The organism is Candidatus Diapherotrites archaeon (assembly GCA_016205145.1).
In the GTDB taxonomy this organism is placed as follows: Archaea; Iainarchaeota; Iainarchaeia; order Iainarchaeales; family JACQJH01; genus JACQJH01.
Window position 1 is genome coordinate 357,057 of sequence record JACQJH010000001.1, and the last position, 13,082, is coordinate 370,138.

General features: G+C 52.4%; 12 protein-coding genes. 6 read left to right on the forward strand and 6 right to left on the reverse strand.

The genetic code is table 11. The features are described 5' to 3' along the window. Positions 1–3: 3 nt before the first annotated feature. Positions 4–816: a nucleotidyltransferase family protein gene (locus HY394_01720; protein ID MBI4052733.1), complete on the reverse strand. Its 813-nt coding sequence runs from the start codon at positions 814–816 to the stop codon at positions 4–6. Positions 817–1,024: 208 nt separating this feature from the next. On the opposite strand from HY394_01720, the gene HY394_01725 reads away from it, so the two are divergent. From HY394_01725 to HY394_01740, 4 genes are read left to right on the forward strand one after another with little or no spacing between them, the layout of a single operon-like run. Continuing rightward, positions 1,025–2,350: a UDP-glucose/GDP-mannose dehydrogenase family protein gene (locus HY394_01725; protein ID MBI4052734.1), complete on the forward strand. Its 1,326-nt coding sequence runs from the start codon at positions 1,025–1,027 to the stop codon at positions 2,348–2,350. 6 nt (positions 2,351–2,356) lie between these two features. Continuing rightward, positions 2,357–3,214, forward strand: coding sequence for a UTP--glucose-1-phosphate uridylyltransferase (locus tag HY394_01730; protein ID MBI4052735.1), 858 nt, complete (start codon positions 2,357–2,359; stop codon positions 3,212–3,214). A 21-nt stretch (positions 3,215–3,235) separates the two neighbouring features. Beyond that, positions 3,236–4,165 carry an SDR family oxidoreductase gene (locus HY394_01735; protein MBI4052736.1) on the forward strand — a complete coding sequence of 310 codons (930 nt, stop codon included), beginning with the start codon at positions 3,236–3,238 and terminating at the stop codon, positions 4,163–4,165. Positions 4,166–4,169: 4 nt separating this feature from the next. Continuing rightward, the gene (locus tag HY394_01740) at positions 4,170–5,162 is read left to right on the forward strand and encodes a hypothetical protein (protein ID MBI4052737.1); all 993 of its coding nucleotides are present in this window, start codon (positions 4,170–4,172) and stop codon (positions 5,160–5,162) included. A gap of 142 nt (positions 5,163–5,304) precedes the next feature. On the opposite strand, the gene HY394_01745 is transcribed toward HY394_01740, so the two are convergent. Then, the gene (locus tag HY394_01745; protein MBI4052738.1) at positions 5,305–6,591 is read right to left on the reverse strand and encodes a nucleotide sugar dehydrogenase; all 1,287 of its coding nucleotides are present in this window, start codon (positions 6,589–6,591) and stop codon (positions 5,305–5,307) included. 109 nt (positions 6,592–6,700) lie between these two features. Here HY394_01745 and HY394_01750 point away from each other — a divergent pair, with 109 nt between their 5' ends. Both HY394_01750 and HY394_01755 read left to right on the forward strand, forming a co-directional pair. Next, a complete protein-coding gene (locus HY394_01750) occupies positions 6,701–7,600 on the forward strand; it encodes a glycosyltransferase (protein MBI4052739.1) in 900 nt (299 codons plus the stop codon). After that, positions 7,601–9,040, forward strand: coding sequence for an MBOAT family protein (locus tag HY394_01755; protein MBI4052740.1), 1,440 nt, complete (start codon positions 7,601–7,603; stop codon positions 9,038–9,040). A gap of 24 nt (positions 9,041–9,064) precedes the next feature. Here HY394_01755 and HY394_01760 read toward each other — a convergent pair whose 3' ends face one another. The 4 genes from HY394_01760 to HY394_01775 are packed head-to-tail and all read right to left on the reverse strand — an operon-like array spanning position 9,065 to position 13,077. Next, positions 9,065–10,159 (reverse strand): hypothetical protein, encoded by a 1,095-nt coding sequence (locus tag HY394_01760; protein MBI4052741.1) that lies wholly within the window; start codon positions 10,157–10,159, stop codon positions 9,065–9,067. A gap of 42 nt (positions 10,160–10,201) precedes the next feature. Further along, entirely contained in the window at positions 10,202–11,290 is a 1,089-nt protein-coding gene (locus HY394_01765) for a DegT/DnrJ/EryC1/StrS family aminotransferase (GenBank protein ID MBI4052742.1), read from the reverse strand. Positions 11,291–11,330: 40 nt separating this feature from the next. Then, complete coding sequence (locus HY394_01770) at positions 11,331–12,326, reverse strand: GDP-mannose 4,6-dehydratase (protein MBI4052743.1); 996 nt, start codon at positions 12,324–12,326, stop codon at positions 11,331–11,333. Then, positions 12,319–13,077, reverse strand: a complete 759-nt coding sequence (locus tag HY394_01775) for a glycosyltransferase family 2 protein (protein MBI4052744.1) — start codon at positions 13,075–13,077, stop codon at positions 12,319–12,321. The genes HY394_01770 and HY394_01775 overlap by 8 nt, the downstream gene beginning before the upstream one ends. Positions 13,078–13,082 lie beyond the last annotated feature (5 nt).

Genomic DNA, 13,082 nt, shown 5'->3' on the forward strand with positions numbered 1-13,082 from the left:
TTTTCAAAGCAGTATTTCCGCTTTCCTTAAGTCCTCGCGCGAGTTCACGTTCAGGTAGACGCCCTGGAAAGGGTAGCCGAACAGCAGCCGTTTTTCCGCAAGCTTGGGAAACAAATCCCGCTCGATGTTCTCCATGTTCCTTGAAACGTATTTGAAGATTTCCGGCTCGAAAATGAAGTAGCCTGCGTTGACGAGATAGCTTTGCACGTTTTTTGTCGGCTTCTGCACGAAGTCGACTATGTTGTTTCCTTCAAGCGTCGCAACCCCGTACTTTTTCGGGTTGCTCACTGTTGTGAGGGCAACGGTTGCGATCGCCTTGTTCTTTCGGTGGAACGAAAGCATGTCGTTGAGGTTGATTGAGGTTATGGTGTCGCCGTATGCCACCAGAAAAGTGTCCTTCAGCCTTGCCTTTGCCTTGAGCAAAGGGCTTATGGTTCCGGTCGGCCTGTCGCCTTCGATGAAGTCCACTGCGTAAGGCGGGCTTTTCGCCCTGATGCCTGAAATGATTTCCTCGGCATTGCTGTCAACGTAGACCAGGAAATTGTTGACGTTGAATTCGTGGATGGAGTCCATTACCGTCTGGAGCAGGGCCTTGTCGTTTATTTTTTCGAGGAATTTCGGCCTGCCGTTCCACAGCAGTTCGCTTTTCCTTCCGCCCGCGAGCACAAGCGCCTGGCTGAGCCTGAAGTCGGAGAGGATCTTGCTTAGAAGGCTTTCCATTGCCTGGCTCCGGCTCCTGATGCTTGTGCCGTCCACAAGCCTGTCGACCTGCTCAAGCAGGTCCTTCTTGATAGTTATGGTCGCCCTGACTCTCATGCCATCAAGCCCCAGAAATATTTGATGCTGACTCGGCGGCCTGCGTCAGCAGGCTGCCTTGGTTCCGGACCAGCCGGACGGAAGCGGCTGACGGCGGTTGGTGCGGTTTTCGCCTTTTTCATATTGTATCATATATCATATGAGCCAATCATACTTTTAATGGTTTGCCGGGCACATTATTGTTTATATTCCTTGCGTTGCCTGTTTTATGAAAAAGGTGTGTTGTTTGGCGAATGTGAAGAACGTGTGCGTTGTGGGAACGGGTTACGTCGGTTTGGTTGCGGGCGCCTGCTTCGCCGACATGGGCCACAACGTAACGTGCGTCGACATAGACGAGAGGAAGATTTCGATGCTCAGGGCCGGCAAAATCCCGATTTTCGAGCCGGGCCTCGGGGAACTTGTCAGGAGAAATTCCGCCAACGGGAGGCTTTCGTTCACGACAAGCCTGCCTGAAGCGGTCGGCAAATGCGCCATCATTTTCATTGCCGTCGGCACGCCTCCCAAGGAGGATGGCACCGCCGACCTGTCTTTCGTGCGCGCGGTTGCGAAGGAAATAGCCTTGTCAGCGAAGGAGCCGAAAATCGTGGTTGAAAAGTCCACGGTTCCGGTTGAAACCGGCGAGATGGTCCTTGAAATCCTGGCCGCGAACTCGCACGGCAATGTTTCGTTCGAGGTCGTTTCCAACCCGGAATTTTTGCGCGAGGGCTCCGCTGTCGGCGATTTCATGAAGCCCGACAGGATTGTCGTTGGCACGGATTCTGAGCATGCGCGGAAGGAGCTGGGGGAATTGTACGCTCCGCTCAAGGCAAAAATCCTGTTCACCGACATAAAGAGCGCGGAAATAATCAAGCATGCCGCCAACTCGTTCCTTGCCACGAAGATTTCGTTCATCAATTCGGTTGCAATGCTTTCCGAGGCCGTCGGCGCCGACATAAAGCTTATCGCGGAAGGCGTCGGCCTGGACAGCCGCATCGGCCCCAAGTTCCTGAACGCGGGCATAGGCTACGGGGGCAGCTGTTTTCCAAAGGACGTTTCGGCGTTCATCCAGATAGCGGACAGGCATGGCGTAAATTTTTCAATACTCAAGGAAGTGGAAAACGTAAACAAGGGGCTGAGGCCGCTTTTCGTCGGGAAAATCGAAAAGGCGGTCGGAGGGGTCAAGGGCAAAAAAATAGCTGTCTTGGGCCTTGCCTTCAAGCCGGACACTGATGACATGCGCGAGGCCCCGAGCGTGGACATAATCAGCGCTCTCGCTGAAAAGGGCGCCAGGGTTTTTGCATTCGATCCAGAGGCGGAAGAGCGCGCAAAAAGCCTTATAAGTTCCGGCAATGTTTCGTATTGCGGCAACGAGTTTGACGCGATTCAGGATGCGGACGCGCTTGTAATCCTTACGGAATGGCCGCAGTTTGCAAAACTCGACCTGGCCAGGGTCAAGTCTGCCTTGAAATCGCCGGTAGTGATTGATGGCAGGAACATCTTCGAAAAGGCGGAGATGGCAAGGCGCGGTTTCACTTACGTTTCAATCGGAAGGTAAATTCCAATGCCTGTGAAAAAAGCCGTCATTCTCGCAGCCGGCCTGGGTTCGAGGCTTTTGCCCGCCACAAAGGCTGTTTCAAAGCCCCTTCTCCCGGTTGTCGACAAGCCGGGCATACAATACCTTGTCGAGGAACTCGCGGAAGCCGGAATCAAAGACATCTGCGTTGTCGTCAACAAGGGCGAAGCGCAGGTGCAGCAGCATTTCGCGAAGAATCCGCGCCTCAACAAACTGCTTGAAAGCGCGGGCAAGCATGACTGCGTGAAGGATTTTGAGCGCATTGAATCGCTCGCTCGCCTCGTTTTCGTGGAACAGCCCAAACCTTCCGGTCCCGGGGACGCGGTCCTGCTTGCAAAACATTTTGTCGGCGGAGACGCGTTTGTCCTGCTTTATTCAGACGACGTTGTCCTCTCAAGGGTTTCCGCGACAAGACAGCTCATTCGCGCGTTTGAAAAGTGCAACGCGAGCGTCGTGGCCGTTTCAAAAGTGCCGCGTGAAGAAGTGGTGCATTTCGGCGTCGTGAAAACATCTTCCCCGGAAAGGCTGTCACGCGTCGAAAAAATCGTTGAAAAGCCCAAGCTGTCGGACGCGCCCTCCGACCTCGCGGTTGTGGGCAGGTATCTGCTCACGCCGGAAGTGATCGGCATACTTGAAAAAACGCCTCTTGCGGGAAAAGAGCTTTTCGTGACCGACGCCCTTGAGTCGCTTGCCTCCGCCAAAAAGCTTTTTGCTTTGGAGCTTGACGGCAAATGGCTGACCACCGGAAAAAAACTCGATTATGTCAAGACAGTCGTCGAGTTCGCCCTATTGCGCGAGGACATCGGGCCGGAGTTCAGGGCTTACCTTAAAAAATTGCTTGAATGATTTTTTTGTGGTCGGTCTGTGATGGAATCTGTTGTTGTAACGGGCGGTTCGGGCTTCATCGGTTCGCATCTCTGCGACCTTCTGCTTGGAAAAGGCCACAGGGTTTTCTGCGCCGACAATTTCTGCACGGGGCAGAAAAAAAACGTGGCGCACCTTCTGGAGAACAGGAATTTTTCCCTGATTGAGCACGACATTGCAGTGCCACTGCGCCTTGATGAAAAAATCGGCAAGGTTTTCAATCTCGCCTCGCCTGCATCGCCCGCGGATTTCGAAAAAATTCCCTTTGAAATCATCCGCACGAACACGGATGGCGTGAGGAACATGCTTGAGTTCGCGAAAAAAAACAACGCGGTTTTCCTTCAGGCATCGACTTCCGAGGTTTATGGGGAGCCGCTGGAGCACCCGCAGAGGGAATCCTACAACGGCAATGTTTCAATGCTGGGCGAAAGGGCGTGCTATGACGAGTCCAAGCGCCTTGCCGAAACCATTGTCAGCCTTTACCGCAGGAAACATGGAGTGGACGCGAAAATCATCCGCATTTTCAACACTTACGGGCCGCGCATGAGGGAAAACGACGGCCGCGTCATACCGAATTTCATTCCAAGCGCCCTCGCGGGAAAACCCATAACGGTTTACGGCAACGGCTCGCAGACAAGGTCGTTCTGCTATGTTTCGGATCTGGTTGCAGGCATTCATGCCATGATGGATTCCAAGGCGCCCGGGCCCGTCAATCTCGGCAACCCGCAGGAAATAACCGTCAAGGCGCTTGCGGAAAAAATTGTTGCGCTCACCGGCTCGAAATCGAGGATAGTTTTCAAACCGCTTCCGCAGGACGACCCCACAAGGCGGAAGCCCGACATTTCCCTTGCGAAAAAAGCGCTGGGCTGGGAACCGAAAGTTTCATTGGACGATGGCCTGAAAAAAACCATTGATTATTTTGCGGGCAGGTGAGGCGATGGCACTGCTGAAAACCGTGAAGGAAAACTTTGTTTTCGCGGTCCTTTTCCTGCAGGCCGCAATGTTCCTGTTTGGCTTCCTGGTGGTCCCGCATTCCGCTTACTCCATCGGAGATTCAAAGCATTACCTTCTCCAGATAGGCGATTTTTCGCGTTTCAATGCTCCGTCAGGCAACAAGTTTCCGCTGTTTCCTGCGCTTGCCGCCATTCCGAATGTTTTGCTTGGCAATCCGGTTGCCTCCGCATTGCTCGTGCAGTTCCTTGCCTCGACCCTTGCACTGCTCGCGTTTTATTTCTGGACCGGCTCGAAAAGGCTCACGCTCGCATTCATGTTCTTCCCGCAGTTCATACTGTTCTCTCACGGCGTTTACTCCGAACCATTGTTCCTGCTGTTTGAAATCCTGGCCTTGTGGCTTTATTCGCAGGCCAGGCTTGCAAAGTCCTTTTTGATGCAGGGCGTTTCAATTCTCGCGCGCGGCACGGGCTTTTTCCTTTCCGCCGCGCTCGCCTTTTCAATGTTCCTGCAGCGCCGCAGGCTTTCAGACGCAAAATTCCTGCTTCTGCCTGCGGCGGGCGCGCTGCTGCTCTCAGCATACTATGCGGTTTTCTTTTCCGACCCATTCCAGCCGCTGGGCATTTTTTTGAGGGGCGGAGGCCTGCAGTTCTCTGTTCCCGCGATGAGCCTGAAAGAGCTTTTCGTTTCGGGCGCCGCAATTTTCCTTTTCATTGCGACAACGCTTTTCGCGTGGCTGCGCTTCAGGCAAAAACAGTCCGAAATTTTCTGGGTTTCGCTTGCGTTCTCCGCGTTCTACATCCCCAGCGGATTTTTCGGCCCGATACAGCTTCTGCCGGGGCAGATCGACCGCTTCTATCTGACGGTCCTGCCAATAACCCTCATCGTCTTCCGGCCCGAAATAGAAAGGCATTTCAAATTCATTCTGCCGGCATGCGTCATCGGGGCAATTGTTCTGGCGTACGGCTGGTGGTTTTAACACGCAGTTTCGGCTGCGTGGAGCGACGACTGGTACTTCGCGCGGCTCAGTACCCATCTGTTTTATTTTCGCATTAAACATTCGGGGGTGTGAGGGGCGGCCCCTACACTGGAAGCCCGCGCGGCTCGATACCCATCTGATTTCAAAATCTCTTGTAAATGAAGCCCGCCTTTTCCGCTTCAGCGCGGGAAAAAACCCATTTGGGGTCCACGAGGCACGGCCTTTCATTGCACAATGCTTTCAGCCCATGCAGGCCGATTGCCCTGATTTTGTCGTGCGCTGCAGCAATGATTATTGCGTCGACTTTTCCGGCAATTTTTTCCGGAGCGGTGTTTTTCACGCCGAATTCTTTTTCGACTTCCTCGTTTTCGAGCAGAGGATCGAATGCAATCGTCTCCTTTACCCTGCCTTTGAGTGCCTTCAGGATTTTTTCCGCGCCCGAATTGCGCGGGTCCTTGACGTTTTCCTTGAAAGTCAGGCCGAGAACAAGGATGCGGGCGTTTTCCGGTTTTTTTCCGGCTTCGGCAAGAGCAGAGAAAAGTAGTCCGGCGGCATGCAACGGCATTGAATTGTTGGTCTCCCGTCCGGCAAGAATGACGTTGGGAGTATAGCCGAGCTGTTCGGCTTTCCATGTGAGATAATACGGGTCGACCGGAATGCAGTGCCCTCCGACCAGGCCGGGCCTGAATCTGAGGAAATTCCATTTTGTTCCCGCGGCCTCAAGAACTTCTTCGGTGTCTATGCCCATTTTTTCGAAGACGAGCGACAGCTCGTTGACCAGCGCTATGTTGAGGTCGCGCTGTATGTTTTCAATGACCTTTGCGGCTTCCGCGGTTTTGATGTTTTTGGCCCTGAAAACTCCGGCTCCGATTATTTTTGAATAGCATTGCGCGATTTCTTCCGCGCTTTCATTGTCCATTCCCGAAACAACCTTTTTGACTTTTGACAGGGAATGTTCCTTGTCGCCCGGATTAATGCGTTCAGGCGAATAGCCTATTTTGAAATCCCTGCCGCATTTCAGGCCGGATTCCTTTTCAAGTATGGGCGCGCAAACCTCTTCAGTCGCGCCGGGGTAGACCGTTGACTCGAACACGACAATCGCGCCCTTTTTGAGGTTCCTGCCGACCGTCCTTGACGCGCCTTCGACGAATGACAGGTCCGGAAGATTGTCTTCCGTTACCGGCGTGGGCACTGTCACTATGACCAGGTCTGCTTCGCGGATGCGATTTTCGTCTGCAGTGAACTGCGCTTTTGTTTTTTTGAGTTCCGCGGAAGGCGTTTCGTTGTTGCGGTCGTTTCCGGCTGAAAGCTCTTCAATTCGTTTCCTGCTGGTGTCGAAGCCGATGCATTTGAAGTGCCGGGCAAATTCCAATGCAATGGGCAATCCAACGTATCCAAGGCCGGCAACGCAGACAGTTTTTGTTTTCATATTAGTGATTTGTTGTGGGGTGTTTTTTTAAATATGCGACCGCTTTTCATTTCGGTTTTTGCACCAAAACGCTCGGCTTTTTTAACTGGTCCGCACAATCTATTTTTTCATGCGCGTTTCGGCTGTCCTGCCGGTTTTCAACGGCGAAAAGTTCGTCGCCGGCTGCATTGAATCTTTGCTCGCGCAGTCGAAAAAGTTTGATGAAATAATCGTCGTGGACGACGGCAGTTCGGATTCGACCGTGAAAATCTGCCGCGGCTTCGGCGTGAAAATAATCGAGCCAGGCCATGTCGGCAGGTCGCGCGCGCGCAATCTCGGCCTCAGGAAAGCAAGGCACGAAATAGTTTTTTTCGTCGAATCCGACGCGGTTTATTCGAAAAATTTCCTTGCCGACTGCCTGAAGCATTTTTCGGATTCCGATGTTGGCGGGGTCATCGGCAAACTTGAAGTGCGCAACCGCAATGAGAGCGCCTGGACAAGGTGCAGGGCGGCTGAGCTCGACTCAAGGTTTTCCGATTACAAGCCGTTCACTGCATGGATGTACCGCAAGGGCGTTGTTGAAAAGCTGGGCGGTTTTGACGAACGGATTGACGTGGGCGAGGATACCCTTCTCGGGGAAAAGGTGCGGCGTTCGGGCCTGAGGCTTGTTTATGAGCCCAATGCCGTGTGGAAGCACCTGGAGCCGGCTTCCCTGCGCGCTGTATTGCGGAAGTCGTGGCAGCGCGGCCTGGGTTTGGGCCAGAAACACGTTGTGCTTGGGCTTTTTCCAAAAATCCTGCCCGCGGACGCGATTTTTTTCGCATTCTTTTTCATGGGCATTTTGAATGTTTTTTTCCTGCTCGCGGCCTTCGCTTTCATTTGCGCCCAGCTTTTCGTGCGGAGGAAACAGTTTTTTTTCATAGGGCGGCGCTTTTGGCCGCACCTAGTTTTTTTTCTCGTGCTTAACATCCTGGCTTTCAAGGCGGCGAGGCTTCTTGGAACTGTTTTTTTCGTTTTGAAGGGTGCGTGAATGCTTTTCAACAGCTTCCAGTTCGCGGTTTTCCTGGCGGCAGTGCTGCTGGGCGTGCATCTTCTGCGCAACCGGAAATCCCAGTTCATTTTCCTCGCCGCGGCCGGCTATTTTTTTTACTTTGTTGACAGCGGTTTCCTGTTTGTCCTGCTGCTGTTTTCAACGCTTCTCTCGTTTTTCTGCGGCAAAAAAATCTTTGAGGCGAAAGGCGCGGGTTCGAAAAGGCTTTTTCTAGCTTTGGGCGTTGCCGGCAATCTTCTTGTCCTGGGCTTTTTCAAGTACGCAAATTTCGCGCTGGATTCCGCGAACAGGCTTTCGGCTTTTCTGGGAGTTCCGGCAGCCTTTCCTTTGCTTTCAATTGCCCTGCCGGTCGGCATCTCGTTTTTCACTTTTCTTGCAATCAGCTATGATTTTGACGTTTTCCGCGGAAAGCTGAAGCCCGCATCATTCCTGGATTTCCTTCTTTACATTTCATTTTTTCCTGCGCTCCTGGCCGGCCCCATAACGCGTGCAACCGATTTTTTGCCGCAGTTGAAAAAGCCGATCGGATTGCGCTGGCCTGAAATCAAGCTTGGCCTGACGCTCATTGCATGGGGCATTGTGAAAAAGGTCGTTTTTGCCGACAACATCGCACCGTTTGTCAACGCGGTTTTTGCCGACCCCACTGGCTATTCAAGCGTTCCGATAATGCTTGCAACTCTCGCTTTCGGAGTGCAGCTTTACTGCGATTTTTCCGGCTACACCGACATTGCCGTTGGTTGCGCAAGGCTGCTCGGCCTGCGGCTTGCGAAAAACTTTGACAAGCCGTATTTTGCGAAATCGCCTTCGGAGTTCTGGCGCAAGTGGCATATCTCGCTTTCAAGCTGGGTCCGCGACTACATTTACATTCCGCTCGGCGGCAGCAGGAAGGGAAAAATCCGCACTTACGCTAACCAGCTCGCGGCAATGGCATTGATGGGTCTGTGGCACGGCGCGGCCTGGAATTTTGTATTGTGGGGTTTTTTCCACGGTGCTCTGCTGGCAATGCATAAATTCCTGTCGGGCTTTCGCGTGTTCCCGTCCTCCATTTTGCGTTTCCTCAAATCCCTGCCGGGAAAGGTTTTCTGTTTGCTGCTGACGCAGTACCTTGTCTTTTTCGGCTGGCTCCTTTTCCGTGTCCGCGGCTTTTCTTCACTTGCCTATGCCGCGCAAAAATTCGTGCTATTTGATTTCGTTTTCAACGCGAAAACCCTGGGCCTGCTCGAAGCCAATTCCCTTGCATTGTTTCTGATTGCCGCCTTCGCATTCATTCATGCCCTGAGCTATCTCAAAAAGGACACGATTGAATGGATTTATTCCTTCCGGTTCAGGTACTGGATTGCGTTCATCGTCCTGGCAGTGTTTTCGCTGATAATTTTCATGCCGGCATTCAACTCGCAGTTCATCTATTTCCAGTTCTGATTTTGCGGTCTTGGCATTTGGCAGCTATTTAACAGTAAAGCTTGCCTGCAGGAATTGCGCGATTTTTTCCGCTGCGAAAGCGTGGCCTTTTTCGTTCCAGTGGCCGTCCCCCGCGAAATACATTGCGCTTTGCGCGCCCGCGTCTCTGCCAAGGTATAGAATCGGAATTCCGGTTTGTTCCGAAAAAGACTTCCAGTATTCGGGAATGCGGTTTTCGTCAAGCTCTTGCGCGGGAACGCCGAAATAGCCGGCGGCCTTTTCAAGTTCCGTGCCGTCAACTTCCATGCGCGCCGGAATGACTGCAATTGCAAACTTTGCGCCTGCGCTTTCCGCGGCTTTTTTCATTTTCTGCAGTTCGGTTTCGGTAAGCTCCCTTTTTCCGGTCCTTCCGGAAAATTCCATGCCCTTGTTTTTTTTCATCATGGCCATTGAATCCGGCAGAGCGGAATCGCTTATGCCGGTTGCCCTGAAAACAGTCTTGAACGGTTCTATGAGTTCAAGCCTTTTTTCGACAAAGTATGCGAGCCTGGAATTCTTGAAAACGAATGCCTTCGCCTTGTCGAAAAGGCTTCCCCTGCCAATGCAGCCATTCACGACAGTTGTTTTGAGGAAGTCATCATTGTTTTCGGAAAAATCGTTGCCGTTGTAGAATGCCAGTAAAACGACGTCGGGTTTTATTTCCGGCATGAGGCCTTCAAGCATTATCCGTTCCTGCCTTGTGCCGTAAGCGCTTGTTCCCGCATTTATCGTTTCAACGCTTCCGCCTTCCGCGGCAAGATAGTTTTCAAGCTTTCTTGTGAAAGTCTTTTCTTCGGCAACGCCCTGGCCGACAACCCACGAGTCGCCCAGCACCAGAATCCTGGTTTTTGTTTTTTCGGCTGACGGCTCCGGGCCGCGGAAGCCAAGCGAATTCGTTTTGATGCTTGCCCTGTATTCCTGTTTTTCCAGTGTTGCCTGCGCGTTCGGCTGGAACCTGAAGCCCAGCTTTCCATCAGCCTGGAAAATGCAAAGCGGCTGTTCGTATGGCGCGAGGAAAACCCTTGCAGTAATTTCAAGGCCCAGAAGCAATAACAGCAGAACCGCAATGGTCGCCGGTATTTCTTTCTTGTTTATTTGCATAACCGCGCCTTTTGTCATTGGCAGAAAATTTTTTGGCTGCCGCTACCTGAACGAGTTTGCGGCTTCAATGACTTTTGAGATTTCCTCTCCGCCGAGTTCAGGGTAAATGGGCAGTGAGAGTATGCGCTTTGCGTTCCATTCCGTGGCCGGCAGCTTTCCTGCCTTCACTTTGCCGGCAGAGGCTTTCTGCAAATGGCATGGTATCGGATAGTGAATCTGCGTCTGCACGCCGTTCCTTTCAAAGTGCGCCTTGAGCGTGTCGCGCTTTTCGCTTTTCGCAACGAACAAATGGAAAACGTGCCGCCTGCCGGACTGATCCGGGGTCTGGATTTTCGGGTTTGTCATGCCGCCGATGTAAGTTTTCGCTATTTCCCTTCTCCGCTCATTCCACTTGTCAAGGCGCAGGAGCTTTTTGCGCAGGATTGCCGCCTGCAGTTCGTCGAGCCTGCTGTTCAAACCATAAACATCGTGAACGTTTTTTTTGCTCTGGCCCAAATCGCGGAGCATCGCCATTTTTTCCGCCAAAGCCCTGTCTTTTGTCACGATCATTCCGCCGTCGCCGTAGCATCCGAGGTTTTTTGTCGGATAAAACGAAAAGCATCCCGCGCTTCCGAAGCTTCCGGTTTTTTTTCCATTGAATTCCGCGCCATGGCTCTGGCAGCAGTCCTCGATGACGGGAATCGCGTGCTTTTGCGCGATTTCCATTATTTCATCCATTGCGCACGCCTGGCCGTAGAGGTGCACCGGCACGATTGCCTTGGTTTTTTTGGAAATTTTTTTCCCGATTTCGCCCGGTTCAACCAGGAACGTTTCCTTTTGGGTGTCGGCAAAGACCGGGGTTGCATTGCATGCAAGGATTGCGAGCACGGTCGGATAGGCCGTGTTGGCAACCGTTATGACCTCGTCGCCGGCTTTCACGCCTGATGCCCTCAGCGCTATCTCGATTGCCTGCGTTCCGTTCGCGGCCCCGACACCGTGCCTTGTGCCGCAATAGCCTGAAAATTCTTTTTCAAACGCCCTGACTTCCCCGCCGAGAATGAACGAGCCGTTCTGCAAAACCTTTGAAACCGCGTGGTCCAGGTCCTCTTTCATGCTTTCGTATTGCCTTGTCAGGTCGAAAAACTTTATCATGCGAACACGCCACTCTTTTCCATTGCATCCGCGCTTTTCCCTACCAGTAATGCGCCTTGAATTTCCTGTAGTAATCGATTGTTTTTTTCAGGCCCGCGTCAAGCGGAACCTTCGGTTCCCAGCCGAGAATTTTTTTCGCCTTCGAATAATCCGCGTAATAGTCGCCGATTTCGATTTTTTTCTTTTCCGGCGGGAACGGCACCATTTCAAGCTTTCCAGTGCCCGCCACAGCAATCAGCTTTTTTGTTATGTCCAGCACGCTCACTCCGTTTCCGGAGCCGAGGTTGAATGCTTCGCCGTCCGCCTTTTCGCTGGCCGCGGCAAGCAGGAACGCATCCACCGCGTCGTCGACATAGTTGAAGTCCCTCAGTTGTTTTCCGTCGCCGAAAATTTTTATCGTCTTGTTGTCAATCGCAAGCCTCATGAACCATGCCAGGAATGTCTGCCTGTCGTTTTTCATCATCTGCCTCGGCCCGAAAGTGTTGGTCAGGCGCAGAGAGCTTGCCTTGATGCCGTGCACCCTGTTGTAAACGAGGTGGTACATTTCGCCTGCAATCTTGTTTATGCCGTTCACGTCGGTCGGATTGAACGGGTGCTTTTCGTCAACCGGCAGGTATTCCGTCCTGCCGTATTCGCTTCGCGTGCCCGCAAAAACGACCTTGACGTTGTCGTTGTTTTTCCTGCACGCCTCAAGCAATGTCATCTGGCTCCTGCAGTTTATTTCCAAATCCGTGTAGGGGTCATTGATTGAGTCAAGGTGGCTTACCTGCCCGGCGAGGTTGAAAATGTAGTCTTTGTCCTTCACAAGGCAGTTCATGCTGTTCTCGTCACGGATGTCAGCGATGTTTATGTCGATCTTGCCCTTTATTTCCTGCACGTTGAACGGGTTTCCGCCGTAGCTTGGAATCAGGGAATCGACGACCTGCACTTTCGCGCCCAATGCAACGAGTTTGTGGCAGAGATTGCTGCCGATGAAGCCGAGGCCGCCCGTAATCATGACGTTGGCGCCAGCGAACTTTTTAGTCTGCTCAGCCATTCCTTTTCCCACCGTAATCGCGCGTCCACCCGAACACCACAAGGCGGATCCATTGAACAAATAAGCCGTAAAAGACTTTTAATATGTGCACGGGCCTGAAAAACTGGCTGCTGCCATGCGTTCTGGGATAATGGTGCACTCCGACTTCTTCAAAGGCAGCCCCGGCCATCTGCAGTTTTTTCACCATTTCAATGCAGATGACGCCCGAATCCGACCTGAGGCCGATGCGGTCGACAAAAGTTTTCCTGATGAGCCTGAAATCGCAGTCGATGTCCCTGATTTTTATGCCGAACATGAGCCTTGAAAATCCGTTGTACATGTTGCCGAGAATGACGCGATGCCGCCTGTCGCTTCTTTTTATCTTGTATCCGTTGACAACGTCTGCGTGGGTTTTACGCTGCTTTTCAACGAGCCTTTCAAGCTCTTTCGCATCGTACTGCGCATCTCCATCAGTGTAGAAAACCCATTCGTGCCTCGCCGCCCTGAAGCCCGACTTCAAAGCTCCCCCGTATCCCATGTTCTTTTTGTGGTGCACCACCCTGAGGAAAGAATGCTTTTTTGCGAGTCCGTCGGCAATCTTTCCGCTGTTGTCCGGACTCCGGTCGTCGACGACTATGATTTCGAATTTTTTTGCAACCTTTGCGGCTGTTGCCGCGGCGTCCAGCACCATTTTTTTTATGGTTCCCCCGTCGTTGTAGGCGGGAAAGAATATCGAGAGGCTTTCAAGCTTTTCCATCGGCACCGTTTCCATTTATC

Coding starts and splice junctions, on each gene's coding strand:
- HY394_01720 (MBI4052733.1), bottom strand. CDS start 816: ATGAGAGTCAGGGCGACCATAACTATCAAGAAGGACCTGCTTGAGCAG.
- HY394_01725 (MBI4052734.1), top strand. CDS start 1,025: ATGAAAAAGGTGTGTTGTTTGGCGAATGTGAAGAACGTGTGCGTTGTG.
- HY394_01730 (MBI4052735.1), top strand. CDS start 2,357: ATGCCTGTGAAAAAAGCCGTCATTCTCGCAGCCGGCCTGGGTTCGAGG.
- HY394_01735 (MBI4052736.1), top strand. CDS start 3,236: ATGGAATCTGTTGTTGTAACGGGCGGTTCGGGCTTCATCGGTTCGCAT.
- HY394_01740 (MBI4052737.1), top strand. CDS start 4,170: ATGGCACTGCTGAAAACCGTGAAGGAAAACTTTGTTTTCGCGGTCCTT.
- HY394_01745 (MBI4052738.1), bottom strand. CDS start 6,591: ATGAAAACAAAAACTGTCTGCGTTGCCGGCCTTGGATACGTTGGATTG.
- HY394_01750 (MBI4052739.1), top strand. CDS start 6,701: ATGCGCGTTTCGGCTGTCCTGCCGGTTTTCAACGGCGAAAAGTTCGTC.
- HY394_01755 (MBI4052740.1), top strand. CDS start 7,601: ATGCTTTTCAACAGCTTCCAGTTCGCGGTTTTCCTGGCGGCAGTGCTG.
- HY394_01760 (MBI4052741.1), bottom strand. CDS start 10,159: ATGCAAATAAACAAGAAAGAAATACCGGCGACCATTGCGGTTCTGCTG.
- HY394_01765 (MBI4052742.1), bottom strand. CDS start 11,290: ATGATAAAGTTTTTCGACCTGACAAGGCAATACGAAAGCATGAAAGAG.
- HY394_01770 (MBI4052743.1), bottom strand. CDS start 12,326: ATGGCTGAGCAGACTAAAAAGTTCGCTGGCGCCAACGTCATGATTACG.
- HY394_01775 (MBI4052744.1), bottom strand. CDS start 13,077: ATGGAAACGGTGCCGATGGAAAAGCTTGAAAGCCTCTCGATATTCTTT.